The sequence below is a fragment of the Micromonospora sp. NPDC005686 genome (assembly GCF_042871665.1).
Taxonomy (GTDB): domain Bacteria; phylum Actinomycetota; class Actinomycetes; order Mycobacteriales; family Micromonosporaceae; genus Micromonospora.
In genome coordinates, this window is sequence record NZ_JBIAIY010000011.1 from 154,031 (window position 1) to 179,027 (window position 24,997).

21 protein-coding genes are annotated in these 24,997 nt (G+C 72.6%); 12 read left to right on the forward strand and 9 right to left on the reverse strand.

Annotated features, from left to right (window positions below):
- Positions 1–36: 36 nt before the first annotated feature.
- Together ACFYON_RS24375 and ACFYON_RS24380 are read right to left on the reverse strand one after the other, a co-directional pair.
- Positions 37–1,875, reverse strand: a complete 1,839-nt coding sequence (locus ACFYON_RS24375) for an HEXXH motif domain-containing protein (RefSeq protein WP_357710865.1) — start codon at positions 1,873–1,875, stop codon at positions 37–39.
- Between the two features lie 25 nt (positions 1,876–1,900).
- Positions 1,901–2,080, reverse strand: coding sequence for a hypothetical protein (locus tag ACFYON_RS24380; protein ID WP_354869538.1), 180 nt, complete (start codon positions 2,078–2,080; stop codon positions 1,901–1,903).
- Positions 2,081–2,198: 118 nt separating this feature from the next.
- Here ACFYON_RS24380 and ACFYON_RS24385 point away from each other — a divergent pair, with 118 nt between their 5' ends.
- The 10 genes from ACFYON_RS24385 to ACFYON_RS24430 all read left to right on the forward strand — a co-directional run bounded on the left by ACFYON_RS24385 (position 2,199) and on the right by ACFYON_RS24430 (position 13,391).
- Positions 2,199–3,197, forward strand: a complete 999-nt coding sequence (locus ACFYON_RS24385) for a hypothetical protein (protein ID WP_387321068.1) — start codon at positions 2,199–2,201, stop codon at positions 3,195–3,197.
- Positions 3,198–3,305: 108 nt separating this feature from the next.
- Entirely contained in the window at positions 3,306–3,686 is a 381-nt protein-coding gene (locus ACFYON_RS24390; RefSeq protein WP_354869542.1) for a YccF domain-containing protein, read from the forward strand.
- 287 nt (positions 3,687–3,973) lie between these two features.
- Entirely contained in the window at positions 3,974–4,696 is a 723-nt protein-coding gene (locus tag ACFYON_RS24395) for an FkbM family methyltransferase (protein WP_357710935.1), read from the forward strand.
- A gap of 218 nt (positions 4,697–4,914) precedes the next feature.
- Positions 4,915–5,922, forward strand: coding sequence for a LacI family DNA-binding transcriptional regulator (locus ACFYON_RS24400; RefSeq protein ID WP_357710871.1), 1,008 nt, complete (start codon positions 4,915–4,917; stop codon positions 5,920–5,922).
- A 118-nt stretch (positions 5,923–6,040) separates the two neighbouring features.
- Complete coding sequence (locus ACFYON_RS24405) at positions 6,041–7,717, forward strand: ABC transporter substrate-binding protein (protein ID WP_354869547.1); 1,677 nt, start codon at positions 6,041–6,043, stop codon at positions 7,715–7,717.
- Positions 7,718–7,804: 87 nt separating this feature from the next.
- Positions 7,805–8,911, forward strand: a complete 1,107-nt coding sequence (locus tag ACFYON_RS24410) for an ABC transporter ATP-binding protein (protein ID WP_354869549.1) — start codon at positions 7,805–7,807, stop codon at positions 8,909–8,911.
- Entirely contained in the window at positions 8,908–9,885 is a 978-nt protein-coding gene (locus tag ACFYON_RS24415; RefSeq protein WP_354869551.1) for an ABC transporter permease, read from the forward strand. The genes ACFYON_RS24410 and ACFYON_RS24415 overlap by 4 nt, the downstream gene beginning before the upstream one ends.
- A 3-nt stretch (positions 9,886–9,888) precedes the next feature.
- Complete coding sequence (locus ACFYON_RS24420; RefSeq protein ID WP_354869553.1) at positions 9,889–10,935, forward strand: ABC transporter permease; 1,047 nt, start codon at positions 9,889–9,891, stop codon at positions 10,933–10,935.
- Positions 10,932–11,939, forward strand: a complete 1,008-nt coding sequence (locus ACFYON_RS24425; RefSeq protein ID WP_387321070.1) for an ABC transporter ATP-binding protein — start codon at positions 10,932–10,934, stop codon at positions 11,937–11,939. Before ACFYON_RS24420 ends, ACFYON_RS24425 begins: the two co-directional genes overlap by 4 nt.
- Before the next feature lie 39 nt (positions 11,940–11,978).
- Complete coding sequence (locus ACFYON_RS24430; RefSeq protein WP_354869557.1) at positions 11,979–13,391, forward strand: GH1 family beta-glucosidase; 1,413 nt, start codon at positions 11,979–11,981, stop codon at positions 13,389–13,391.
- A gap of 27 nt (positions 13,392–13,418) precedes the next feature.
- Here the strand turns inward: ACFYON_RS24430 and ACFYON_RS24435 are convergent, their stop codons facing one another.
- Positions 13,419–14,663 carry an ROK family transcriptional regulator gene (locus ACFYON_RS24435; RefSeq protein ID WP_354869560.1) on the reverse strand — a complete coding sequence of 415 codons (1,245 nt, stop codon included), beginning with the start codon at positions 14,661–14,663 and terminating at the stop codon, positions 13,419–13,421.
- A 142-nt stretch (positions 14,664–14,805) separates the two neighbouring features.
- Here ACFYON_RS24435 and ACFYON_RS24440 point away from each other — a divergent pair, with 142 nt between their 5' ends.
- Positions 14,806–16,161 carry a glycosyl hydrolase family 18 protein gene (locus tag ACFYON_RS24440; RefSeq protein ID WP_354869563.1) on the forward strand — a complete coding sequence of 452 codons (1,356 nt, stop codon included), beginning with the start codon at positions 14,806–14,808 and terminating at the stop codon, positions 16,159–16,161.
- 80 nt (positions 16,162–16,241) lie between these two features.
- Positions 16,242–17,645 carry a Si-specific NAD(P)(+) transhydrogenase gene (gene sthA, locus ACFYON_RS24445; RefSeq protein WP_354869565.1) on the forward strand — a complete coding sequence of 468 codons (1,404 nt, stop codon included), beginning with the start codon at positions 16,242–16,244 and terminating at the stop codon, positions 17,643–17,645.
- A gap of 32 nt (positions 17,646–17,677) precedes the next feature.
- On the opposite strand, the gene ACFYON_RS24450 is transcribed toward sthA, so the two are convergent.
- From ACFYON_RS24450 to ACFYON_RS24475, 6 genes are read right to left on the reverse strand one after another with little or no spacing between them, the layout of a single operon-like run.
- The gene (locus ACFYON_RS24450; protein ID WP_354869567.1) at positions 17,678–19,465 is read right to left on the reverse strand and encodes a gamma-glutamyltransferase family protein; all 1,788 of its coding nucleotides are present in this window, start codon (positions 19,463–19,465) and stop codon (positions 17,678–17,680) included.
- A gap of 10 nt (positions 19,466–19,475) precedes the next feature.
- Positions 19,476–20,513, reverse strand: coding sequence for an ABC transporter ATP-binding protein (locus ACFYON_RS24455; protein WP_387321072.1), 1,038 nt, complete (start codon positions 20,511–20,513; stop codon positions 19,476–19,478).
- Positions 20,510–21,487 (reverse strand): ABC transporter ATP-binding protein, encoded by a 978-nt coding sequence (locus ACFYON_RS24460; protein WP_387321074.1) that lies wholly within the window; start codon positions 21,485–21,487, stop codon positions 20,510–20,512. The genes ACFYON_RS24455 and ACFYON_RS24460 overlap by 4 nt, the downstream gene beginning before the upstream one ends.
- Complete coding sequence (locus ACFYON_RS24465; RefSeq protein WP_387321076.1) at positions 21,484–22,365, reverse strand: ABC transporter permease; 882 nt, start codon at positions 22,363–22,365, stop codon at positions 21,484–21,486. The genes ACFYON_RS24460 and ACFYON_RS24465 overlap by 4 nt, the downstream gene beginning before the upstream one ends.
- Positions 22,362–23,306, reverse strand: a complete 945-nt coding sequence (locus ACFYON_RS24470) for an ABC transporter permease (protein ID WP_387321078.1) — start codon at positions 23,304–23,306, stop codon at positions 22,362–22,364. The genes ACFYON_RS24465 and ACFYON_RS24470 overlap by 4 nt, the downstream gene beginning before the upstream one ends.
- Entirely contained in the window at positions 23,306–24,844 is a 1,539-nt protein-coding gene (locus tag ACFYON_RS24475) for an ABC transporter substrate-binding protein (RefSeq protein WP_387321080.1), read from the reverse strand. The genes ACFYON_RS24470 and ACFYON_RS24475 overlap by 1 nt, the downstream gene beginning before the upstream one ends.
- Between the last annotated feature and the right edge of the window lie 153 nt (positions 24,845–24,997).

The window sequence follows — 24,997 nt, forward strand, 5'->3', positions numbered from 1 at the left end:
GGTGGCGGTCGGTCACCGCCACCGTGGACCGTGGTGTCAAGCCGCGGAGGGCCCCACCCAGGCCGCCAGGTCCACCGGATCGACAGGCGCCCCGGCGCGGAGCAGACGGTGCACGGCCCGGACCAGCTCGGGCCGGCTCCGCAGCGCCTCGGCCGCCGGGGAGAGGCCCAGCGCGGCTGTGGTCAGCCCCAGCCCGGCCCACGCCGACGGGCTGGCCGAGCCGGCCGCCAGCTCCGCGAGGTAGAGCTCATGCGCCTGCCCGACGTCACCGGCGGCGTAGGCGAGGTCGGCCGCGGACGCGCCGGTGACCTGCTCGCCGACGCTCGACGGGTCCTTGCGCAACCGCGCGAAGCCCTCCGCGTCGGTGAGCCGCCACAGCAACAGCACCGCGCGGGTGTCGAGCCGGCGCGCTCCGGCGTCCGCCTCGACCGGCGGCTCCGGGTAGTCGCCGTCCGGACGGGCGTCACCGGCCTCCCGGGCCGCCGCGAACGCCTGCGCCACCGCCGGGTCGGGGCGCCGATGGTGCAGCCGCCACTGTGCCCGGTGGTCGTCCACAGCGGCGTCGGCCGCGGCGAGCACCTCCGCCGGCACCGGCTCGGGCCACCAGGTCGCGGCGGTGTCGGCCAGGCCGTCCAGCAGGCGCCGGCCGACGTCGGTCAGCTCGGGCCGGGCCCGCAGCGCCGCCAGGGTCGTGGTGACCTGCCGCCGCCACCTGGCGAACTCGAAGTGCGCCACGGTCCGCGCCGCACCGCCGGCCACCGGACGGTACGCCCGCCAGAACTCGGTGATCCCGACGAAGGCGTACACGCCCTGGAGGAGACCGCCCAGCGGGCGCGGGTCGTCCCGCCACGGCGCGTACAGCCGGTGCGGCGGCTCGGCGGTCAGCAGCGGGGTCAGGTGCAGCAGGCCGCCGAGCTTGATGTGCTGGAACTCGTGGACCAGCGTGACCGCGAGTTCCGGCGCGTCCTCCGGCTCGGAGATGAGCATGCTGCCGAACGCGTCCCCGGCCGACGCGCTCATGGTGCGGAACCGCTCCGCCGGGCGTTGCGGCACCACCGAGAACAGGCCACGGGCGATGGGCGCCGCACGCTCCGGGCACACCCGGACGAGCAGTTCCCACGCCTGGGTGAGCAGCGTCCGCCAGCGGTCGATCGCCGCGACCGTGTCCAGGTCCGGCGGGGTCGGGCTGCGCAGGTTCCGGTACGGGTCGAGAAAGTCCAGCCCGACCGTCAGCGCCTGCCCTCCGGCCTCGGCCCGGACGGTGGGCAGCGCGAACCAGCCGTCCGTGCCGCCGCCCGCACCGTCGAACCTGACCCGGTGTCCGTCCAGCGAGACTGTCGCCCCGCCGTCGGCGGCGGCGACCTCGGCCACCGTCCACCGCTGCCCGGCCGGCAGCACGGCGCCACCGAGCGTCGGCAGCGCGGCGAACCCGTCGCGCACCGGCACCCGCAGCGTGAACGACGGCAGGCCCGCGCGTACGCCGGCCGCGGCCGCGAGCGCGTGCAGATATCCGAGGTCGACCCAGAGTGGACCCTCGGCGGTGACCGTGGAGCCGCGCAGCCGGCGCAGGACGTAACCGGCCCAGGTGCCGACGTGCGGATGCGCGAGCAGCCGGTCGACCACGGCCGGGGCGTGGCGTTGCGCGGCGACCAGCAGCGCCCAGGCGTCGGCCACCGGTGGCAGCGGGCCCGCCGCCTCCGGTGTCTCGGCCACCGCGTCCAGCACGGCGCGCAGTTGCAGGAGCCGCCAACTGTGCTCGGCGGTCAGGAGCTCGTCGACGGTGCCGGCGTCGCCGCCGCCCGCCGCCAGGGCCCCGAAGTGGTGGCGGCCGAGCCGGTGCCGCACCGGCTCGTCCAACGGCAGCGTGACGGTCATGCGTCCTCCACCCGGACGGCCGAAATCAGTCGAGTCGTTGCGGATTGTAACCACTGGTGATGCTCTCGGGATCGTCGACACGGCGCAGCAGCCGGCCCATGACCGGACCGAGAATCTCCTGGTCAAGCTCAGGAAGGCGATCCAACGAGACCGCTCCAAGATCGACTAACTCCGAGTCGACATCGATTGCGTACGGTTGATTCACGGGGAGTCATTATCCATATTGGCGGCCCTCGACAGCGCCCGGCTTGCCGAATCGCCACAACGTGGCGCGACGGCTTTCGGACCGTCCTCGGCGAGCGGCACGGTGCTAGCGTGACGCTGTGGCCACAACCACTGTGGTGTTCGTCCACGGCTTCCTCTCCTCGGACGAGGTGTGGTCGGCCTGCCGCGACCTGATCCGCCGCGATCCCGCGCTCGCCGACGTGGAGACACACGCCTTCCGCTACGCCACATCGTTGCTGTCCCTGCACCCGCTGCGGCAGGTGCCGACGTTCGACGAGGTGGCCGACAGCCTGCGCACGTTCCTGCGCCACGATCTCGCCGACCGTCCCCGGTTGGCGTTGGTCACGCACAGCCAGGGCGGTCTGGTCGCGCAGCGGGCCCTGGCCCGGATGCTCACCGACGACGACCCCGACCTGGCCCGCATCCGCCTCCTGCTCATGTACGCCTGCCCGACGGCGGGTTCCGACCTCGGCCTGCCGGCCCGCCGGGCGTTGCTGCGCGCCAACCCGCAGGAACGACAGCTACGGCCGCTCAACGCCGCGGTGCTCGACGCCCAACGCGCCGTGCTGCACCGGCTCGTGCACGTGCCCGAGCCGTCGATGCGGGTGCTGGCGTTCGCGGGCGAGAGCGACGGCGTGGTGTCGGCGGCGTCCGCCCGCAGCGTCTTCCCGGACGCCGGTGTGCTGCCCGGCGACCACTTCGGCATCGTCCGGCCCGACTCACCGCAGCACCGGTCCTATGTCGTCCTCCGACAGGCGCTGCTGCACCTGGCCGCCCAGGAGGACCGGCCGCGGGCGAACATCGTTCCCGCGCCCCGCAACGACGGCGAACTGGTGGATCTGCTTCTCGAGGTGCCCGGGATGGCCGACCCGGCGTTCCGCGCGCTCGCGTACGCGCGGTTGCCGCCGCGCGTACGCGAGCAGTTGTCCCGGCCCGGGCCGGCCCGGCTGGAACTGCTCGCGGCGCTCGACACGCTGCGCGACTACCGGCACCTCGCCGCCGGCCGGGCGTTCGCCGACGCCCTGGCGGCCCTGGTGCCCGAGCATCCCGTCGTGGCCGAGGTGCGGGAGCGGCTGGTGGCCCTCGACGTGGGCTGACCCCGCGCCGGCCGTCCGGTCCGCCTCGATCTCGGTCATGCCGGACGCCCGGAGCAGCTCGCCGATCACTGTTCCCGGGCCCTTGCGGGGGCGAGGGATCATGGAGTGGTGATCCGCTTTCTGCTGAACCTGCTGTGGCTCGTCTTCGGTGGGGGTTTCGTCCTGGCCCTGGGCTACGGCGTGGCCGCCCTGATCTGCTTCCTCCTGGTTGTCACCATCCCGTTCGGCGTCGCCTCGCTACGGCTCGCCCTGTACTCGCTGTGGCCGTTCGGCCGCACGATCGTGCCCAGGCCCGGCGCCGGTCTCCCCTCCGGTCTGGCCAACGTGCTCTGGGTGGTGCTGGCCGGCTGGTGGCTGGCCCTGTCGCACATCCTCGCCGGCGTCGCGCTCTGCGTGACGATCATCGGCATCCCGTTCGGGGTGGCCAACTTCAAGCTGGTCCCGGCCGCGCTGTGGCCGCTCGGCCAGGAGGTCGTCGAAACCCCGTAACCACTTCCCGATCCCGGCGACGCCGGCTGAGGGCCGGGTGGGCATGCTCGGCCGGTGCCACGGCCCGGCGAGTGGAACGTCATAGGTGTCAAACACGGGCGCAGACACTCATGACGTTCCACTCACGTGGCACCCCTCCCGCGCGAAGTGGGACACCTCCCCAAGGCGTCCTAGGAGGATGGGGTGATTGCCTCGGGAATGCGAACAGGGCTCGCCGGAGCGGTGCGCTGGCTAACGTCGGAGGGGTGCGCGACAGGGTGATCGAGGCGCTCAGGGCGGACCCGGCGATGACCGGGCTGCGCCGCTCGCTGGACTTCTACCACGGCGACCCGGCGCGCGACGCCGCCCTGGACGCGTTCTACGCCCCGCTGGTCCGCGCCGGTGACCTGGTCTTCGACGTCGGCGCCCACGTGGGTGACCGGCTGGGCAGCTTCCGCCGCCTCGGCGCGACAGTGGTGGCCGTGGAGCCGCAGCCGCTGTGCGCCCGGGTGCTGCGCGAGATGCACGCGGGCGACGACGCGGTGACAGTGGTCGAGGCGGCGTGCGGGCGTACCGCCGGAGCGGTGCGGTTGCACGTGAACTCGACCAACCCGACCGTCTCCACCGCCTCCCCCGGGTTCGTGCGCGCCGCCGACGGGGCGCCCGGCTGGGCGGGCGAGACCTGGGACCGGCAGATCGAGGTGCCGGGAACAACGCTGGACGCGCTCGTGGCCGCGTACGGCGCGCCGGCGTTCGTCAAGATCGACGTGGAGGGCTTCGAGGACGCCGTGCTGGCCGGGCTGAGCCGGCCGGTTCCGGCGTTGTCGTTCGAGTTCACCACCATCGCCCGGGCGACCGCGGCACGCTGCCTGGACCGGCTCACCGCGCTCGGCTTCACCGGCTTCACGGTGGCGCTCGGCGACGAGATGACGTTCGGGCTGCCGGGCTGGCGGCCGGCCGCCGAGGTGGCGGCGCACCTGGACGCGCTGCCGGACGAGGCCAACTCCGGCGACGTGTACGCGCGCCCCTGAACGTCCAGTTCGGACGGCCGGCGACGCATCGACCCTGCTCATCACCGTGATCGACAGGCCCGCTGCCCGGGCGCTTTTTTCACAGCTCAAAATTAGCAATACATCGTTACCCGTCTGTGATTGACGTGACCTGCGCCACTTGGGTTGACTGCCACCGGAACCGCTTCCGCAACCGGTTCCGAAACACCCCGCACATCCCTGCGACCCGGGAGCGTCACGTGCCGATCACCATCGCCGACGTCGCCACCCGCGCCGGGGTGAGCAAGACGACGGTGTCCCGGGTGCTCAACGGCAAGGGCGAGGTGCACACGCGCACCGCCGACCGGGTCCGCGCCGTGATCAGCGACCTCGGGTACGTGCCGAGCGCCCGCGCCGTCGGTCTGGCCCGGGGGCGTACCCGGGTGGTCGGCATGCTGGTGCCGGCGCTGACCTGGCCCTGGATGGGCGAGGTGCTGCAGGGCGCGGCCGACGTGGTCGAGGCCGCCGGCTACGGCATGCTGCTGTTCACCTGCACCCACGGCGACGAGTCGATGCGCCGGTTCGCCTCCCAGGTCTCGGCCAAGTCGTTCGACGGCCTGCTGGTGGTCGAACCCGAGGGCACGCTGGACTACATCACCGGGCTGCACCGCCGCGGCCTGCCGGTCATCCTCATCGACGACCGGGGCCACCAGCCGGGCTTCCCGTCGGTGCGGACCACGAACGAGGCGGGCGCCCGGGCCGCCGCCGCACACCTGCTGACGCTCGGCCGGCGGCGTCCGCTGGTGGTCACCGGCCTGCGCCGGTTCGGCTGCACCCGGGAGCGGCTCGCCGGGTTCGCCGGCGCCTACGCCGACGCGGGCGTGCCGATCGAGCCGGACCGGGTGGTGGAGGGCGACTTCACCTTCGAGTGCGGGCGCGCGGCGGTGCGGCGGCTGCTCGCCGACGGCGTACCGTTCGACGCCGTCTTCGCCCACAACGACCTGGCGGCCGCCGGGGCGTTGCAGGCGCTGCGCGACGCCGGACGGCGCGTCCCGCAGGACGTGGCGGTGGTCGGCTTCGACGACCTGCCGCTGGCCGGGCACACCCACCCGCCGCTGAGCTCCGTGCGCCAACCCCTGCGGGAGATGGGTACGGCCGCCGCGCGCCTGCTCATCGATCACCTCGCCGGCACCTCGCTGCCGGACACCCCGACCGTCATCCCCACCGGCTTCACCGCCCGCGACTCGACGGGCGTCCACGTCACCTGACCCATCCCGCCGTACCCGGCGACCATGCCGGCGGGCCCGCCCGCCGGTGGCACCACCGCACACCCCTCCATCCACCACATCCCGCCCGAGAAAGGCGGGATTACCGAGGGAGACCTCCATGAGAAGACGGCAACTCCTCGCCCTGGCGCTGGCCGGCGCGATGGTCACCGGCGCCGCCGCCTGCGGCGACAGCCCGAACGCCAACAAGAAGAGCGGCCAGGCCGCGACAGTGCTGAACGTCGGCATGCCCAACGGCCCGCAGGCGGAGAACAACAACCCGTTCCTCACCACCTCGGCCGCCGCGTCGCTGGGTTACCGGTGGCAGATCTACGAGCCGCTGATGATGTGGAACCCGGTCAAGCCGGCCGAGCCGTTCAAGCCGTGGCTGGCCACCAAGGCCGAGTGGTCGTCGGACTACAAGTCGGTCAAGGTGACGATCCGGGAGAACGCCACCTGGTCCGACGGGCAGAAGGTCACCGCCGAGGACGTCGCGTTCACCTACAACCTGGTGAAGAAGTTCCCGGCGCTCAACGACCAGGGCGTGCCGTACACCGACGCCGTCGCCAGCGGCAACGAGGTCACCATCTCGATGTCCAGCCCGCAGTTCGTCAACCAGCAGAAGGTGCTGTGGCGGGTGCCGATCGTGCCGAAGCACCTGTGGGAGAAGATCGCCGATCCGGCCACCGACCCGGTGAAGCAGCCGGTCGGCAGCGGCCCGTACACGCTCAAGTCGTTCACCCCGGCGACCACGACGCTCTCCGTGCGCGACAGCGGCTACTGGCAGGACCCGCCGAAGGTCAAGGAACTGCGGTACACGTCCTACACGGACAACAGCGCACAGACCACCGCGCTGGCGAACGGCGAGTCGGAGTGGAGCTTCGTCTTCATCCCGAACTACCAGACCGTGTTCGTGGCGAAGGACCAGCAGAACCACAAGATGTGGGCGCCGCCGGTGCTGGGCATCCACGGCCTCTACGTGAACACCACGAAGAAGCCGTTCGACGACCCGACGCTGCGCAAGGCGATGAACATGGCCATCGATCGGGCGGACATCTTCACCACCGCCGAGGCCGGCTACTTCCACCCCGAGGTCAAGAGCGTGACCGGCCTGCCGAGCCCGGCCGGTGACTCGTTCATCGCGCCGGAGTACAAGGGCCAGGAGCACAAGGTCGACGTCGACGGCGCCAAGGCGCTGCTCACCGGCGCCGGCTACAAGCTCGACGGCAACACGCTCAAGGACAAGAGCGGCAAGCCGGTCACGATCCGGCTCACCGACCCGGCCGGCTGGTCGGACTACCAGACCAGCCTGGAGATCGTGAAGGGCAACCTGGCGAAGATCGGCATCGCGGCCACCGTCGACAAGGCCAACCAGGACGCCTGGTTCCGCAACGTCGAGCAGGGCAACTTCGAGGCCACGGTGCGGTGGACCGAGAGCGGCGCCACGCCGTACGACATCTACCGGACCATCATGGACGGCCGCGTGCTCAAGCCGGTCGGCACCGCCTCCCCGGCGGGCAACTTCGGCCGGTTCCAGAGCAAGGAGGCCACCGACGCGCTGGTGTCGTACGCCAACGCCACCGACGACGCCACCCGCACCACCGCGCTGACCACCCTGCAGAAGATCTTCGTCGAGCAGGTGCCGATGATCCCGGTCGGCGCGGACAACATCGGCGGCGCGTACAGCACGAAGAACTGGACCGGCTGGCCGGACGACTCGAACCCGTACGGCGCGCTCCAGCCCACCCAGCCCAACGCGGTCGACGTGGTGCTGCACCTCAAGCCGGCCGCCGGCTGACCCGGTGCCGCCGGCCCGGCCACCATCGCCCGGCCGGGCCGGCGGCGCCCCCGCCCCTCGCTTCGGCAACCCAGACAGGAATGCGGCATGACGTTGACCGAGAGCGCACCGGCGCCGGCCGACGAGGTGGTGCTGGAGGCCGTCGGCCTGACCAAGCACTTCCCCGTCCGCCGGCGGCTGCGTGACCTCCTCTCCCGCACCCCGGCGGTGGTGCACGCCGTCGACGACGTATCGATCGCGTTGCGCCGGGGCCGCGTGACAGCGCTCGTCGGCGAGTCCGGCTCCGGCAAGTCCACAGTCGCCCGGCTGCTGGCCCAGCTCTATCCGCGCACCGGCGGCGACATCCGGCTGCACGGCGAGTCGACCCGGGTACGCGGCGGGCGACGGTTCCGGGCGTACGTGCGCCGGGTGCAGCTGATCCTGCAGGACCCGTTCGCCTCGCTGAACCCGGTGCACACGGTCCGCTACCACCTGACCCGGTCGCTGCGCGTCCACGGCAACGCCGGGACCGGGCCGGACGGGCTGGAGAAGGCGCTCGCCGACCTGCTGACCCGGGTCGCGCTCACCCCGCCGGAGCGCTACCTCGACGCGTTCCCGCACGAGCTGTCCGGCGGGCAGCGCCAGCGGGTCGCCATCGCGCGGGCGCTCGGCGCCGACCCCGAGGTGCTGCTCGCCGACGAGCCGGTGTCCATGCTCGACGTGTCCATCCGCCTCGGCGTGCTCAACCTGCTCCAGGACCTGAAGGACCGGCTCGACCTGGCGATCCTCTACATCACCCACGACATCGCCTCGGCCCGCTACTTCGCCGACGAGACGATCGTCATGTACGCCGGGCGGATGGTCGAGGGGGGCGACAGCGAGACGGTCACCCAGCGCCCGGCCCACCCGTACACCCGGCTGTTGATCGAGTCGGCGCCGGACCCGGAGCGGATCACCGGCGCGGGCGGCGACGGCGCGGCGGCGGGCGAGCGGGGTCACGGCGAGCCGCCCAGCCTGATCCGCCCGCCGGCCGGGTGCCGGTTCCACCCGCGCTGCCCGGCGGCCATGCCACGCTGCGCCACCGACCTGCCGCCGCCGATCCCGGTCGACGACGCGCCCGGGCACTGGGCGGCGTGCTGGCTGTACGACGCCGAGACCGTCACTGCGGAGAAGGCGGAGAAGGCGGAGAACGCCGGGACGGAGGCGGCCCGATGAGGTTCCTGCTGCAACGGGTGGCCTTCTACCTCTTCACCGCCTGGGCGGCGATCACGCTCAACTTCTTCATCCCGCGGATGGTGCCGGGCGACCCGGTGCAGTCGCTGATCTCCCGCAACCAGGGCCGGATCAGCGCCGACGCGGTCGCGTCGCTGCGGGTGCTGTTCGGGCTGGACTCCGACCGCTCGCTGTGGGAGCAGTACGTCGCCTACTGGGGGCAGCTCCTGCGCGGCGACCTGGGACTGTCGTTCACGTTCTTCCCCGCCCCGGTGTCGGAGGTGATCGGGAACAGCCTGCCGTGGACGGTCGGCCTGGTCGGCGTCACCACCATCGTGAGCTTCCTGCTCGGCACCGCGCTCGGCGTCGGCGCGGGCTGGCGGCGCGGTTCCTGGATCGACGGGCTGCTGCCGGCCACCACGTTCCTCTCCTCGATCCCGTACTTCTGGCTGGGCCTGGTCGCCATCGCGCTGTTCGCCGGGCCGGGCAGCTTCTTCCCGTCCTCCGGCGGCTACGAGCCGGGCCTGGTGCCGGCGTTCGACGCGTACTTCGTGCCCAGTGCCATCCAGCACAGCATCCTGCCGGCAGCGACGATCCTGGTGTCGTCGATGAGCGGCTGGATCCTCAGCATGCGCAACATGATGGTCACGGTCGCCAGCGAGGACTACATCACCGTGGCGCACGCCAAGGGGCTCTCCGAGCGCCGGGTGGCGCTCAGCTACGCCGCGCGCAACGCGCTGCTGCCGAACGTCTCCGGGTTCGCGCTGTCGCTCGGCTTCATCGTCGGCGGCACGCTCCTCGTGGAGATCGTCTTCTCGTACCCGGGTCTGGGGTTCCAGCTCTTCCAGGCCGTCGGCGCGAAGGACTACCCGCTGATGCAGGGCATCTTCCTGATCATCACGATCTCGGTGCTGGTGGCGAACCTGCTCGCCGACATGGCGTACCTGCTCCTCGACCCGCGGACCCGAAAGAGCTGAACGATGACACTCTCCCCGTCCAGCATCGAGCAGGTCATCCCCGGCCAGGGGGCGATGGCGCAGCCGTCGGCCCGGGCCCGCCGCCGCCGGTTCCGGTTCGTCGCCAACGGCAAGGCCGCCACCGGCCTGGCCGTCCTCGGGGTGTACGTGCTCCTGGCGGTGATCGGACCGTGGATCGCACCGTACGACCCGGACGCGCGCAGCGCCGACGTGCTCCAGGCCCCCTCGGCCCGGCACTGGTTCGGCACCACCCACCTCGGGCAGGACATCTTCAGCCAGATCCTGGTCGGCGCGCGCAGCGTGATGGTGGTGGGCCTGACCGCCGGCGTGCTCGCCACGATCCTGTCCATCCTGATCGGCGTGACCGCCGGCTACCTGGGCGGCGCGGCCGACGAGGGCCTGTCGGCGGTGTCGAACGTGTTCCTGGTGATCCCGGCGCTGCCGCTGATCATCATCGTCACGTCCCTCGTCGACCAGGCCAGCGACACGCTCGTGGCGCTCATCATCGGCCTCACGTCGTGGGCCTGGGGCGCACGGGTGCTGCGCGCCCAGACGCTGTCGTTACGCCGCCGCGACTACGTGGAGGCCGCCCGGGCCACCGGCGAACGGACCTGGCGGATCATCGGCTTCGAGATCCTGCCCAACCTGACCGCGATCATCGCCTCCGGCTTCGTCGGCACCGTCATCTTCGCGGTGATGTCGGAGATCACCCTGGCGTTCATCGGCGTCTCGTCGCTGACGTCGTGGAACTGGGGCACGATCCTGTTCTGGGCGCAGGGACAGCAGGCCCTGGCGCAGGGCGCCTGGTGGTGGTTCGTCCCGGCCGGGCTGGCCATCGCGCTGCTCGGCACCGCGCTGGCGCTGATCAACTTCGGCATCGACGAGTTCGTCAGCCCTCGGCTGCGTACCGGCGGCCGGACCCGGATCCGTACCGCCGACGGGCGTGCCGTCCGAATGCGCGTCGGGTTCACCCCGGTCCTCGCGCCGAACCCGGCCCCGGTCCCGATGCAGCGGCCGGCGGACCCCATCCGAGAGGACACGACCTCATGAGCGACCAGGTGCTGGAGATCCGCCGGCTGTGCGTCGACTACGGCGTCGGCGCGGACGCGGTCCGCGCGGTCCGCGACGTCGACCTGACGCTGCACCGCGGCGAGGTGCTCGGCCTGGCCGGGGAGAGCGGCAGCGGCAAGTCCACCCTCGCGTACGGGCTGACCCGGCTGCTGCCCCCGCCCGGCGTGGTCAGCGGCGGGCAGGTGATCTACCACCCGGCCGACGGTCCGCCGGTCGACGTGCTCACGCTCAGCCCGGCGAAGCTGCGCGCGTTCCGCTGGGCGCAGGCGTCGATCGTGTTCCAGGGCGCGATGAACTCGCTGAACCCGGTGCACCAGGTCTCCACCCAGCTGCTCGACGTGATCCGGGCGCACGAACCCAGCAGCACGGCGGCGGACCGGCTCGCGCGGGCGAAGGAGCTGCTGCGCCTGGTCGGCATCTCCGCCGACCGGCTGGACAGCTACCCGCACCAGCTCTCCGGCGGCATGCGGCAACGCGTCATGATCGCGATGGCGCTGGCGCTGGAGCCGCAGGTGGTCATCATGGACGAGCCGACCACAGCGCTGGACGTGGTGATGCAGCGGCAGATCCTCGGCCAGCTCGCCGAGCTGCGCGACCGCCTCGGCTTCGCGGTCCTGTTCATCACGCACGACCTGTCGCTGCTTGTCGAGTTCTCCGACCGCATCGCGATCATGTACGGCGGCCGGATCGTCGAGGAGGCGCCCGCCGCCCGGCTGTACCGGGAGCCGCTGCACCCGTACACCGAGGGGTTGCTGCACTCGTTCCCGGCGCTGCACGGGCCGCGCCGAGAGCTGACCGGCATTCCCGGCTCCCCGCCGGACCTGCGCGCCATGCCGTCCGGCTGCGCGTTCCACCCCCGCTGCCCGAAGGCGTTCGACGGGTGCGACGAGCAGGTGCCGGTGCTCGGCGCGCCGCGCGTCGACGACCCGGCGCGGGCCGTCGCGTGCCGGCTGTACCCGGCCGTCGCGCCCGTGTCCCGCTGACCCGCCCGACACCACCACCCGTCACCCGCGAGGAGAACCATGGACACCGACCTCACCCGCCCGTCGTCAGTCGCCGGTACGGACCCGATCGACACGCTGCCGCCGACCTTCCGCTGGGGGGTGGCGACGTCGTCGTACCAGATCGAGGGCGCGGTGGCCGAGGAGGGCCGCACGCCGTCCATCTGGGACACGTTCTGCCGCGTGCCGGGCGCGGTGGCAAACGGCGACCACGGCGACGTGGCCTGCGACCACTACCACCGGATGCCGCAGGACGTCGCGCTCATCGCCGACCTGGGGCTGGACACGTACCGGTTCTCGGTGGCCTGGCCGCGGGTGCAGCCGGGCGGGCGCGGCCCGGCGAACGTGGCCGGGCTGGCCTTCTACGACCGGCTGGTGGACGAGCTGCTCGGCCGCGACGTCGAGCCGTGGGTGACGCTGTACCACTGGGACCTGCCGCAGGAGCTTGAGGACGCGGGCGGCTGGCCGAACCGGGACACCGCGTACCGGTTCGCCGACTACGCCGAGCTGGTCTTCGCCGCGCTCGGCGACCGGGTACGCACCTGGACCACGCTCAACGAGCCGTGGTGCTCGGCGATGCTCGGGTACGCCTACGGCGACCACGCCCCGGGCCGGCGGAACCTGGGCGACGGCATCGCCGCCGCGCACCACCTGCTGCTCGGGCACGGCCTGGCGACGCGGCGGCTGCGCGAGGCGGCCCGGTCCCCGATCGAGCTGGGCCTGACGCTGAACCTGGCCACCGCCGACCCGGCCACCGGCAGCGCGGCCGACCGGGACGCCGCGCGGGCCGCCGACGGGCTGGACAACCGGCTCTACCTCGACCCGGTCCTGCGCGGCGAGTACCCGCAGGACGTGGTCGCGGACCTGGCCGCGGAGGGGGTGGAGATCCCGGTCCAGGACGGCGACCTGGACGTCATCGCCACCCCGATCGACGTGCTGGGGGTCAACTACTACTTCGGGCAGCTGCACTCCGGCGTGGACGAGCAGGGCCGCGACCGCGACGGCGACGGCAGGCCGGTACGCCGAGTGGTCCGCCGCGACCTGCCGCGTACCGCGATGGACTGGGAGATCGTGCCGGCGTCCTTCACCGACCTGCTGGTGCGGCTGCACCGCGACTACCCGGGCGTGCCCATGGTGATCACGGAGAACGGCGCCGCGTTCGACGACGAGCCGGACGCCGACGGGTTCGTCGCCGACGACGACCGGGTCGGCTACCTCACCGAGCACCTGCGCGCGGTGGCCCGGGCCCGGGCGGCCGGCGCCGACGTGCGCGGCTACTTCGCCTGGTCGCTGCTGGACAACTTCGAGTGGGCGTACGGCTACGACAAGCGGTTCGGCATCGTCCGGGTGGACTACGACACGCAGCGCCGCACCCCCAAGCGCAGCGCGCTGTGGTACCGCGACACCGTCCGGCGGGTACGCGGGCAGCGCTGACGCCGCGCGGCGTGAGGGCCGGGCCGGTCAGTGACGGCGGCCCGGCCCCCACGCCGGGGACGGGCGGGCGGCCGGGTCGCGGGCCACGCCGCCGTCGCGCAGCAGCCGGGTCATCGGCAGGGTGGCCGCGCCCATCGCGACCGCGTCCGGTCCGAGCCGGCACAGCTCGATCGAGGTCTGCGCGTACGGCTGGCGCAGCGCGTGCCGCGCGGTGGCCGCGCGGATCGCCGGTAGGTGCCGCTCGCCCAGGGCCAGCCCGGCCCAGCCGCCGAGCACCACCCGCTGCGGGTTGAACAGGTTCACCAGGTTCGCCACCCCGGCGCCCAGATAGCCGACCGTCTCGTCGATCACCTTCGCGGCGGTGCGTCCGGTGGAACGCAGCAGCTCACCGAAGGCGGTCTCCTCGTCCACGCCCGGTGCCGGGCGGCCCCGGTTGGCCTGGCGGAACCGGTCCAGCACCGCCTCCGCCCCGACGTACGCCTCCAGGCAGCCCAGGTTGCCGCAGCGGCAGCGGCGGCCCCCGTACACGATGGTGGTGTGGCCCCACTCCCCCGCGCCGCTGTGCGCGCCGCGGTAGCCGACGCCGTCGGCGACCACGCTCGCGCCGACGCCGGAGCCGACCAGGGCGACCACCGCGTGCCGGACGCCGCGGCCGGCGCCGAACCACATCTCGGCCTGGCCGAGCGTCTTCGCGCCGTTGTCCACGTGCACCGGCACGTCGGTGCCGGCGCGCAGCATCGCGCCGAGCGGGACGCCGTCCCAGCCGAGCGTCTGGGCGTGCACCACGGCGTCGGCGGCGCGCTCGACGGTGCCGGCGACGGCGACGCCGAAGCCGAGCACGGCGGCCGGGTCGACGCCGGCCTGCTCGGTCACCGCGGCGAGGCCGTGCCGCAGGTGCGCGGCGACCCGCTCGGGCTCGGGATCGGCCGCGGCGATCGGGTACTCCGCCTTGGCGAGCGCGGTCATGCTCAGGTCGAACAGCTCCACCTGGACGCGGGTCTCGCCGACGTCGGCGCCGACCAGGTAGCCGTAGCCGGGCGCGACGCGCAGCAGCACGCGGGGACGCCCGCCGTCGGACTCGACCGAGCCGGCCTCCTCGACCAGGCCCTCGTTGATCATCTCGCCGACCAGGTTGCTGACGCTCGCCAGGCTGAGCGCTGTGGACTGCCCCAGCTCGTGCCGGCTGAGCGGGCCGTCGAGCCAGATCCGGGTCAGCAGGACCGAGCGGTTGGCCCGGCGCATGTCGCGCACCGTGGTGCGTCTGGCGTCCACGTCCGCCGCCGTCCTTCCCGGCCGCCCGCGGGCGGCTCCCGTTCCTGCTTCACGCCCTGACCGGGGTGGTGACAGGGTACGCCGCATTTACATTTAACAAAGTTAACTGATAGCCTCCGGCGCATCGATGAGGAGGTATGTCATGCGACTCGGACGTGGGATGACCGCTCTGCTCGGTGGCGTCGCGCTGCTCGGCGCCACCGCCGCCGCCCTGCCCGCCACCGCCGCCACACCGGCCGGGGCCGTCGGCGCGCTCGTCGCGTGTGACGCGCCGGCCTGGGCCGAGGGCGTCACCTGGACCGCCGGCAGCCGGGCCACCTATGCCGGCCGGCTCTACCAGGCGCTCGTCACGCACACCCCGCCGGCCGGCGCGGGCTGGAACCCGGCCGCCGTACCGGCGCTCTGGACCGACCTCGGCGCCTGCACCGGCGGCACGCCGTCGCCGAGCCCCACCACCCGGCCGCCGTCGCCCACGCCCTCCCCGACCGTCTCCCCCACGCGGACGCCGACCGCCTCGCCGAGCCCGACGACGCCCGGTGGCGACACCTGCGCGCTGCGGTCCCGGCCGTCCGGGAAGGTGCTCCAGGGCTACTGGGAGAACTGGGACGGCGCCGCGAACGGCGTGCACCCCGGCCTCGGGTGGATCCCGATCACCGACTCCCGCATCACCGGGCACGGCTACAACGTGGTGACCACCGCGTTCCCGGTCATCCGCGCCGACGGCACGGTGCTCTGGGAGGACGGCATGGACGCCGGCGTCAGGGTGCCCACCCCGGCGCAGGTGTGCCAGGCCAAGGCCGCCGGGCTGACCGTGCTGCTGTCCATCGGCGGCGCCACCGCCGGCATCGACCTCAGCTCCAGCGTGGTCGCCGACCGGTTCGTCGCCACCGTCGTGCCGATCCTCAAGCGGCACAACTTCGACGGCATCGACATCGACATCGAGACCGGCCTGACCGGCAGCGGGAACATCAACCAGCTCTCCCCCTCGCAGGCCAACCTGATCCGGATCATCGACGGGGTGCTGGCCCAGATGCCGGCCGGCTTCGGGCTCACCATGGCGCCGGAGACCGCGTACGTCACCGGCGGCAGCGTCACCTACGGCTCGATCTGGGGCGCATACCTGCCGATCGTGAAGAAGTACGCCGACAACGGGCGACTGTGGTGGCTGAACATGCAGTACTACAACGGCGCGATGTACGGCTGCGCCGGCGACTCGTACCCGGCCGGCACGGTGGATGGTTTCGTCGCGCAGACCAACTGCCTCGACGCCGGCCTGGTCGTCCAGGGCACCACCATCCGCGTACCGCTGGACCGGCAGGTCCCCGGGCTGCCCGCGCAGGCCGGCGCCGGCGGCGGCTACCTGAGCCCGGCGCTGGTGGCCCAGGCGTGGAACACCTACCAGGGCCGCCTGAAGGGCCTGATGACCTGGTCGGTCAACTGGGACGGGTCGAAGGGCTGGACGTTCGGCGACAACGTCCGTTCCCTGCAGGGCCGTTGAGCCGGCGGGGCTCCGCGTTCGACCCCGGCGCGGAGTCCCACCGCTGGCGCGGGTTGCGAGACCCTGCCAGGCTGGCGCTCGTGTATGACTACGACCTGCTGGTGCTGGGCTCCGGACCGAGTGGACAGAAGGCGGCGATCGCCGCGGCCAAGCTGGGCCGCCGCGTCGCGATCGTGGACCGCCGCGACATGCTCGGCGGCGTGTGCATAAACACCGGCACCGTGCCGTCCAAGACACTGCGTGAGGCGGTCCTCTACCTGACCGGGCTGAGCCAGCGCGACCTCTACGGCAGCAGCTACCGGGTCAAGGAGGAGATCACCGTCGCCGACCTGGCGGCCCGCACCCAGCACGTGATCACCCGGCAGACCGACGTCATCCGCAACCAACTGGCCCGCAACAAGATCTCGCTGATCACCGGCACCGGCCGGTTCGCCGACGCCCACTCCGTCTGGGTGGACGCCGGTTCCGGCCGGGAGACCCGGGTCAGCTTCGACAAGGCCGTCATCGCCGCCGGCACCCGCCCGGCCCGACCGGACAGCGTCGACTTCGACGACCGCACGATCGTCGACTCCGACGGCGTCATCAACCTCCAGGCCGTCCCGGGCAGCATGGTGGTGGTCGGCGCCGGGGTGATCGGCATGGAGTACGCGTCCCTGTTCGCCGCGCTCGGCACGAAGGTCACTGTGGTCGAGCGTCGCCCCCGGATGCTCGACTTCTGCGACGAGGAGATCGTCGAGTCCCTGAAGTACCACCTGCGGGACCTGTCGGTGACCTTCCGATTCGGCGAGGAGGTGGCCTCCGTGGAGAAACACCGCAGCGCCGCGCTCTGCGTCCTGCGCAGCGGCAAGAAGATCGTCGCGGACACGGTGATGTACTCCGCCGGCCGGCAGGGGCAGACCGACGACCTCGCGCTGGAGGCGGCCGGGCTCACCGCCGACCACCGGGGCCGGATCACCGTCGACGACAACTACCGCACCACCGTCGACACCATCTACGCCGTCGGCGACGTGATCGGCTTCCCCGCGCTGGCGTCCACCTCGATGGAGCAGGGCCGGCTGGCCGCCCAGCACGCCTGCGGGGAACCGGCGCGCGGCATGTCGGACCTGCAACCGATCGGCATCTACACCATTCCGGAGATCAGCTTCGTCGGAAAGACCGAGGAGGAGTTGACCGAGGCGTCCGTACCGTTCGAGGTGGGCATCGCCCGCTACCGGGAGCTGGCCCGGGGGCAGATCGTCGGCGACTCGTACGGGATGCTGAAGCTGATCGTCTCGCCCGAGGACGGCCGGCTGCTCGGGGTGCACGTCTTCGGCACCGGCGCCACCGAGATCGTCCACATCGGGCAGGCCGTGATGGGCTGCGGCGGCACGGTCGACTACCTGATCGACGCCGTCTTCAACTACCCCACCCTCGCGGAGGCGTACAAGGTGGCGGCCCTGGACGCCGCCAACAAGATCCGCAACATAACCCGAATCGACACCTGACCCGCCACCCCCGTCGGAAGGGGGACGGGCCGTCAGCGGCCGGTGGCGTAGCCCTGGGCGCCTCGGGGGTTGGCCGCCGCCGACAGGACTCCGGTGCGCGGGTCACGGGTCACGGCGCACATGCGGCCCAGGCTCCACGGGTCGGACAGGCGTACGGTGTGGCCCCGGGCGCGCAGGCCCGCCAGCACGTCCGGGTCGATCCGGTCCTCCAGCACCAGCACGCCCGGCTCGACCTCGCGCGGATAGAACGACGCGGGCAGGCTCGTCGTGTGCCACGTCGGGGCGTCGATCGCCTCCTGCAACTCCTGCCCGCCGGCCAGGTGCCGCAGCAGGAACAGCAGCTGCCACTGGTCCTGCTGGTCGCCGCCGGGCGTGCCGCACGCCATCACCGGCTCGCCGTCGCGCAGCACCAGCGTCGGGCTGAGCGTGGTACGCGGACGACGGCCCGGCCGCAGCGTCGAGGCGAGCCCGTCCTCCAGCCAGCACATCTGCAACCGGCTGCCGAGCGGGAAGCCCAGCTCCGGAATCACTGGTGAGCTCTGCAACCAGCCGCCGCTGGGCGTGGCGGAGATGATGTTGCCCCACCGGTCCACCACGTCGACGTGGCAGGTGTCACCGCGGGTCACGCCGTCGGCCCGTACCGTCGGTTCGCCGGTGCTCGGATCTTGCGGGACCGTCCGGCGGTGCGCGTCGGCGCGCAGGTGCGACGGCAGCCGGGGCGGCTCACCCGCCGGGCTGCCGGGACGCAGCGACGTGTCGGCACGGTCGCCGACCAGCGCGGCCCGCGAACGGGCGTAGCCGGCCGACAGCAGTTCACGGCCCGGCACGCCGGTGTCGCCGTACCACGCCTCCCGGTCGGCGAAGGCGAGCTTCAGCGCCTCGGCCTGCGCGTGGATGCCGTCCAGGCCGGACGGGTCGTAGACCGCCGGATCGTCGAGCGCGTCCAGGACGGCCAGGGTCTGCAGCAGCACCGGCCCCTGGCCCCAGAAGCCGGTCTTGGCCACCGTGTGCCCGTGCCAGTCCAGCGTGACCGGCGCCTCCCAGGTGGCCGACCAGCGGGCCAGGTCGTCGCCGGTGACCAGCCCGGCGTGCGCCCGCCCGCTGGAGTCGCGGAACGGCAGCCGGCTGAACGCGTCGATCGCCTCGGCGACGAAACCCTCCCGCCAGGCGCGCCGGGCCGCCTCGATCTGCGCCTCCCGGTCCGTACCGGCGGCCCGTCCCGCGTCGACGAGGCGGCGCAGCGTGTCCGCGTACGCCGGGTTGGTGACCATCTCCCCCGGCGCGGGTGGGCGGCCGTGGCGCAGCCAGAGGCGTGCGGAGGTCGGCCAGTGCTCGGTGAACAGCGACCGGACCCGCGCCACTGTCTGCCCGGCGGCGCCGACGAGCGGATGACCGGCGGCGGCGTAGCCGATCGCCGGTTCAAGCACCTCGGCGAGCGTGCGGGTGCCGTGGTCGCGCAGCAGCAACAGCCAGGCGTCGACGGCGCCGGGCACCACTGCGGCGAGCGGGCCGGCGCCGGGCACGAGGTCCAGGCCGAGCGAGCGGAAGTGCGCGACCGAGGCGGCGGCCGGGGCCGGGCCCTGGCCGCAGAGCACCCGCGGGGTGGGGTCGGTCGCGGTGGCGAGGATCGCCGGCACCTCGCCGGCCGGGCCGTTGAGGTGCGGCTCCACGACGTGCAGCACGAACCCGGCGGCCACCGCGGCGTCGAAGGCGTTGCCGCCGCGTTCCAGCACGCCCATCGCCGACTGGCTGGCCAGCCAGTGCGTGGAGGAGACCATGCCGAACGTGCCGCGCAGCGTCGGCCGGGTGGGGAACGCCATGGGCGCGAGCCTACGGCGTGCCGGCGACGTCGGCGCGCGTCGTCGCGCCGTCCTCCGCCAGGCCGCCGCCGCGCTCGCCGTCGAGCGGGAACAGGCACGCCGCGTGGTGGTCCGGGCCGACCTCGGCGAGCGCCGGATCGGTCTCGGCGCACGCGGGGCGGGCCTGGGGACAGCGGGTACGGAAGCGGCAGCCGCTCGGCGGGTCCACCGGGCTGGGGATGTCGCCGGTGAGCACGATCCGGCGGCGCTCCCGCTCCACCCGAGGGTCGGCCACCGGCACCGCGGAGAGCAGCGCCGCCGTGTAGGGGTGCGCCGGGCGCCGGTAGATCCGCTCGGGTGGGCCGGTCTCGACGATGCGGCCCAGGTACATCACCGCGATCCGGTCGCTCATGTGCTCGACGGCGGCCAGGTCGTGCGCGATGAACAGGTAGGTCAGCCCGAGGTCGCGTTGCAGGTGCCGGAGCAGGTTCATGATCTGCGCCTGCACGCTCAGGTCGAGCGAGGCGATCGGCTCGTCCAGGACGATCAGGTCCGGCTCCCCGGCCAGCGCGCGAGCCACGCCGACCCGCTGGCGCTGGCCGCCGGACAGCTCGTGCGGATACCGGCCGGCGGTGTCGGCGCGCAGGCCGACCAGGTCCAGCAGCTCCGCGATCCGGTCCTTGCGCGCGGCGGCGGAGGTGGCGAGCCGGTGCACGATCAGCGGCTCGGCGATGCTGTCGCCGACGGTACGGCGCGGGTCAAGCGACGCCTGCGGGTCCTGGAAGACCATCGCCACGTGGCGGCGCGTCGCGCGCAGGCGGCGCCGGGACCAGCGGGTCACGTCGTCGCCGGCGACCCGGACCCGGCCGGCGGTCGGGTCGACCAGCCGCAGCAGCGCCAGACCGGCTGTGGACTTGCCGCTGCCCGACTCGCCGACCAGCCCGAGCGTCTCGCCCCGGCGTACGGCGAGGCTGACGCCGTCCACCGCGCGGACCGTTCCGGCAGGGGTCGGGAAGTGCACCATCAGGTCGTCCAGCTCGGCCACCACGTCCGGGATGTCGGCGCTCATCCGGCTTCTCCACTGTAGAAGGTGCGGACCGTGTGCCCGTCGCCGACCGCCGTCAGCGGGGGCAGCTCGTGCTCGCAGCGGGGGTCGGCGCGGACCGGGCAGCGCGGCCAGAACGCGCAGCCGGGCGGCAGGTCCAGCGGGCTCGGCGGCGAACCGGGAATGGCCACGAGGTCCTCGCCGCGCCGCGACGGGTCCGGCCGGGCCGCCAGCAGCGCCCGGGTGTACGGGTGCGTGGGCGTGTCGAACACCGCGTCGACAGGCCCCTGCTCGACGATCCGTCCCCCGTACATGACCGCGACGGTGTCGGCGATGCCGGCGACCACGCCCAGGTCGTGGGTGACCCAGACGACTGCGGTGCCGAGCCGGGCCTGGAGTTCGGCGACCAGTTCGATGATCTGCGCCTGCGTGGTGACGTCGAGCGCTGTGGTCGGCTCGTCGGCGATCAGCAGGTCCGGCTCGCAGGCGAGTGCCATGGCGATGGCGACGCGCTGGCGCATGCCGCCGGAGAACTGGTGCGGGTACGCGTCGACGCGCTGCGCCGCCGACGGGATGCCGACCAGCTCCAGCAGCTCGACCGCCCGGTCGCGGGCGGCGCGGCGGGTCAGCCCGAGGTGCTCCTCGGCCGCCTCGGTGACCTGCCGGCCCACCGGCAGCACCGGGTTGAGCGAGGTCAACGGATCCTGGAAGACGAACCCGACGTGCCGGCCGCGTACCTTGCGCCGGCGGTCGTCCGGCAGCGCGGTCAGCTCGGTGTCGAGCAGCCGGACCCGGCCGGTGACTGTCGCGGCGCGCGGCGCGAGGCCGGTGGCGGCCAGCAGGGTCATGCTCTTGCCGCTGCCGGACTCGCCGACCAGGGCGAACGTCTCCCCCTGCCGCACCTGCCAGGACACCCCGGCCACCGCGCGGGCCGGGCCGCGGCGGGTGCCGATGGTCACGGTGAGGTCGTCCACGGACAGCACTGTCGAACCGGTCATGTGGTGCTCCTGCGGGCCTCGCCGAGGGTGAGCTGGCGCGGGTCGAGCACGTCCCGCAGCGCGTCGCCGACCAGGTTGAACGCCAGCACGGTGAGGAAGATCGCCGCGCCCGGGAACACGCCCAGCCACCACGCGTCGGTGACGAAGCCGCGCCCGTCGAACAGCATCCGGCCCCAGGCCGGCGCGGGCGGCTGGATGCCCAGGCCGAGGAAGGACAACGCGGCCTCGGAGAGGATCGCGAACGCCAGCGACAGCGACGTCTGCACGATCAGCGGCGCGGCGATGTTCGGCAGCACGTGCCGGCGCATGATGCGCAGGTCGGACGCGCCGATGGACACGGCGGCCCGGACGAACACCTGCTCGCGTACGGAGAGCACACCGGCGCGGGTGATCCGGGCGAAGATGGGCGTGTAGACCACCCCGATGGCGACCGTGGCGGTGAGCAGGCCGGGCCCGAGCACCGCCACGATGGCCACCGCCAGCAGCAGCACGGGGAACGCGAACAGCACGTCCATGCAGCGCATCAGCAGGCTGTCCAGCCAGCCCCGGTAGTAGCCGGCGAACAGCCCGAGCGTCACGCCCGCGACCAGCGAGATGCCGACGCTGACGGCACCGACCTGAAGCGACACGCGGGCGGCGACCAGCACCCGGCTGAGCACGTCGCGGCCCAGCTCGTCGGTGCCGAACGGGTGCGCGCCGCTGGGTGGGCGCAGCATCTGGTCCACGTCGACGTCGTTGACACCGGCCGGGGCCAGCCACGGACCGGCGACCCCGACCACCACCAGCACCACGAGCACGATCGTCCCGCCGACGGCGAGCGGATCACGGCGCAGCGCGTCGAGGACCCGGCGTCCGGTGCTCTCGGTCGTCGCGCTCACTTGACCGTGATCCTCGGGTCGAGGCGGGCATACAGGACGTCCACCAGCAGGTTGACCAGCAGGAACAGGGCGGCGACCAGCAACACCGCGCCCTGCAGGACCGGATAGTCGCGGGCCTGCACCGCGTCGAAGGTGAGCCGGCCGATGCCCGGCCAGGCGAACAGCACCTCGATCACGATGACGCCACCGAGCAGGCTGGCCAGTTGCACCGCCACCACGGTGACCACCGGGATCAGCGCGTTGCGCAGCACGTGCCGCAGAATCACCACCCGGTTGCGCAGCCCCTTCGCCTCGGCGGTCCGCACGTAGTCGGCGGAGAGCACCTCCAGCACCGAGGAGCGGATGAACCGGGTCAGGATCGAGGCGGTGACCAGGCCGACGGTGACCGCGGGCAGCGCCACGTGGGTGGCCCACCGGCCGGGGTCGTCGGTCAGCGCCACGTAGCCCGACGGCGGCAGCCAGCCCAGCACCCCGGCGAACAGCAGGATGCCCATGATGCCCATCCAGAAGTCCGGCACGGAGACGCCGAACTGGCTGAACACACGGGCGGCGTGGTCGATCGCGGAGCCGCTGCGCACGGCCGCGAGGATGCCCAGCGGGAACGCGACGAGCAACGCGAACACCACGGCGGTGACGGCCAGCGACAGCGTGGCGGGCAGCCGTTCCAGCACGATCTGGCTCACCGGCTGGCCGGTGCGGAAGCTGACCCCCAGGTCACCGGTGAGCGCGTGCCCGAGGTAGCTGGCGTACTGCACCGGCAGGGGCTGGTCGAGGCCGGCGCGCTCCCGCAGCGCCTCGTACGTCTGCGGGTCGAACCGGGTGCCGAGCGCCACCCGGACCGGGTCGCCCGGCACCAGTTGCAGCAGCAGGAACACCACGAGGGTCACGCCGACCAGCACGATCGCCGACTGGAGAACCCGCCGCAGGACGAAGCGGGCCATCACTTGGCCAGGGCGACCGACCGGAACCGGATCGCCCGATCGGTGCGCACGTCGTAGCCGGAGACCTTCTTCGACCAACCCTGCACCACGTCCGGGTTGTAGAGGTAGAGGTAGCTGGCGTCGTCGACGATCTGCTTCGCCGCCTGCTCGTACGCCTGCTTGCGGGCGCCCTGGTCGGTCTGGGTACGGGCGTCGTCGAGCAGCTTGTCCACGGCCGGGTTCGCGTACTTGTGGAAGTTGAACGTGCCGCCGCTGTGGTGCTGGGCGTAGTAGAACTCGTCCGGGTCGATGTTGCCGAGCCAGCCGAGCATGAACCCGTCGAAGTTGCCCTTCGCCTGCTCGTCGAGCCACTGGGCGAAGTCCAGCGTACGGATCTTCACGGTGATGCCGACGTCCTTGAGCTGCGCGGCGATGACCTGGGCAGCGGTGACCGTCTCCGGGTACTCGCTGGTGACCATCAGATCCATGGTCAGGTTGCTCACGCCGGCCTGGCCGAGCATCTGCTTCGCCTTGCCCGGGTCGTGGCTGTAGGGCGCGTAGTCGAAGTGGAACGCGCTCGCCTTCGGAATGGCGGTCTGGTTGACGGTGGCCAGCCCGAACTTCGCCGCCTTGGTGATCGCCTCGCGGTCCAGCGCGTAGCCGACCGCGCGCCGCACCTCGGGGTTGTCGAACGGCTTGCGGGCCTCGTTGAGCGCCACGTACCAGTAGTCGGTCGACGGCGCCGACTTCACAGTGATGTCACCGTCGTCCTTGAGCGAGCCGACCTGCTGCGGCGGCAGGTTGTCGGTCCACTGGACCTGGCCGCTGCGCAGGTTCTGCAACGCGACCGTCGGGTCCTTGACGAAGGTGAACGTGACGCCGTCAAGCTTCGGCTTCTCGCCCCAGTAGGCGTCGTTGCGGACCAGCTTGACGCTGTCGCCCGAGGTGTAGCCGGCAACCTTGAACGGGCCGCTGCCGACCGGTGCGGTCTTCACCGCGCCGGACTCCACGTTGGCCTTCTGCACGATCGCCACACCCTTGAACCCGCCGAGGTTCGCCAGCAGGTTCGGCGTGGGCGCGGACAGCGTCACCACCACTGTGGCCGGGTCGGGCCCGGTAACCGACTTGACGGTGGCGAACTTGTACGCGTTGTTCAGCTTCTCCTTGATGATCCGCTCATAGGAGTAGACGACGTCGGCTGAGGTCAGCGGCGAGCCGTCGGAGAACTTCACGCCCTCGCGCAGCGTGAACGTCCAGGTGAGCTGGTCCGCGCTGGTGGTCCACTTCGTCGCCAGCGCCGGCACCATCTTCAGGTCGGCGTCCGGCTCGACGAGCGTGTCGTAGACGTTTTCCAGCACCTGGAAGCTGTAGTATGCCGAAGTCTTGTGTGGGTCGAGCTGGTCCGGCTCGCCGCCGATCGCGGCGTTGAGGACACCGCCCGCGCCCCCGGAGTTCCCCCCGCCGCCGACGTCGACGGCCTCGCCGCCGGTGCATCCGGACAGGACGCCGACGGTCAGTGTGAGTGCGGCGGCGATCGCGACGATCTTGTTCCTGGACACAGGCCCCCCTAGCCGCTCCCCGGACAAAAGAAAGTTCCGGCGAGTCTTATCTCCGAGCCGGATGATGTCAAACGAATCCAGCCAAATTGACGTGTCCCCGGGTGCTTGCCGGTGCGAAGTGAACGGTGGTTCAATCCGGGCCCGAGCTGATCC

What these genes read in the sequence shown, in the direction of transcription:
- ACFYON_RS24375 (WP_357710865.1), bottom strand. Translation starts at nt 1,875, where the DNA reads ATGACCGTCACGCTGCCGTTGGACGAGCCGGTGCGGCACCGGCTCGGC.
- ACFYON_RS24395 (WP_357710935.1), top strand. Translation starts at nt 3,974, where the DNA reads ATGACCGGGCTGCGCCGCTCGCTGGACTTCTACCACGGCGACCCGGCG.
- ACFYON_RS24405 (WP_354869547.1), top strand. Translation starts at nt 6,041, where the DNA reads ATGAGAAGACGGCAACTCCTCGCCCTGGCGCTGGCCGGCGCGATGGTC.
- ACFYON_RS24410 (WP_354869549.1), top strand. Translation starts at nt 7,805, where the DNA reads ATGACGTTGACCGAGAGCGCACCGGCGCCGGCCGACGAGGTGGTGCTG.
- ACFYON_RS24415 (WP_354869551.1), top strand. Translation starts at nt 8,908, where the DNA reads ATGAGGTTCCTGCTGCAACGGGTGGCCTTCTACCTCTTCACCGCCTGG.
- ACFYON_RS24420 (WP_354869553.1), top strand. Translation starts at nt 9,889, where the DNA reads ATGACACTCTCCCCGTCCAGCATCGAGCAGGTCATCCCCGGCCAGGGG.
- ACFYON_RS24425 (WP_387321070.1), top strand. Translation starts at nt 10,932, where the DNA reads ATGAGCGACCAGGTGCTGGAGATCCGCCGGCTGTGCGTCGACTACGGC.
- ACFYON_RS24430 (WP_354869557.1), top strand. Translation starts at nt 11,979, where the DNA reads ATGGACACCGACCTCACCCGCCCGTCGTCAGTCGCCGGTACGGACCCG.
- ACFYON_RS24440 (WP_354869563.1), top strand. Translation starts at nt 14,806, where the DNA reads ATGCGACTCGGACGTGGGATGACCGCTCTGCTCGGTGGCGTCGCGCTG.
- ACFYON_RS24450 (WP_354869567.1), bottom strand. Translation starts at nt 19,465, where the DNA reads ATGGCGTTCCCCACCCGGCCGACGCTGCGCGGCACGTTCGGCATGGTC.
- ACFYON_RS24455 (WP_387321072.1), bottom strand. Translation starts at nt 20,513, where the DNA reads ATGAGCGCCGACATCCCGGACGTGGTGGCCGAGCTGGACGACCTGATG.
- ACFYON_RS24460 (WP_387321074.1), bottom strand. Translation starts at nt 21,487, where the DNA reads ATGACCGGTTCGACAGTGCTGTCCGTGGACGACCTCACCGTGACCATC.
- ACFYON_RS24470 (WP_387321078.1), bottom strand. Translation starts at nt 23,306, where the DNA reads ATGGCCCGCTTCGTCCTGCGGCGGGTTCTCCAGTCGGCGATCGTGCTG.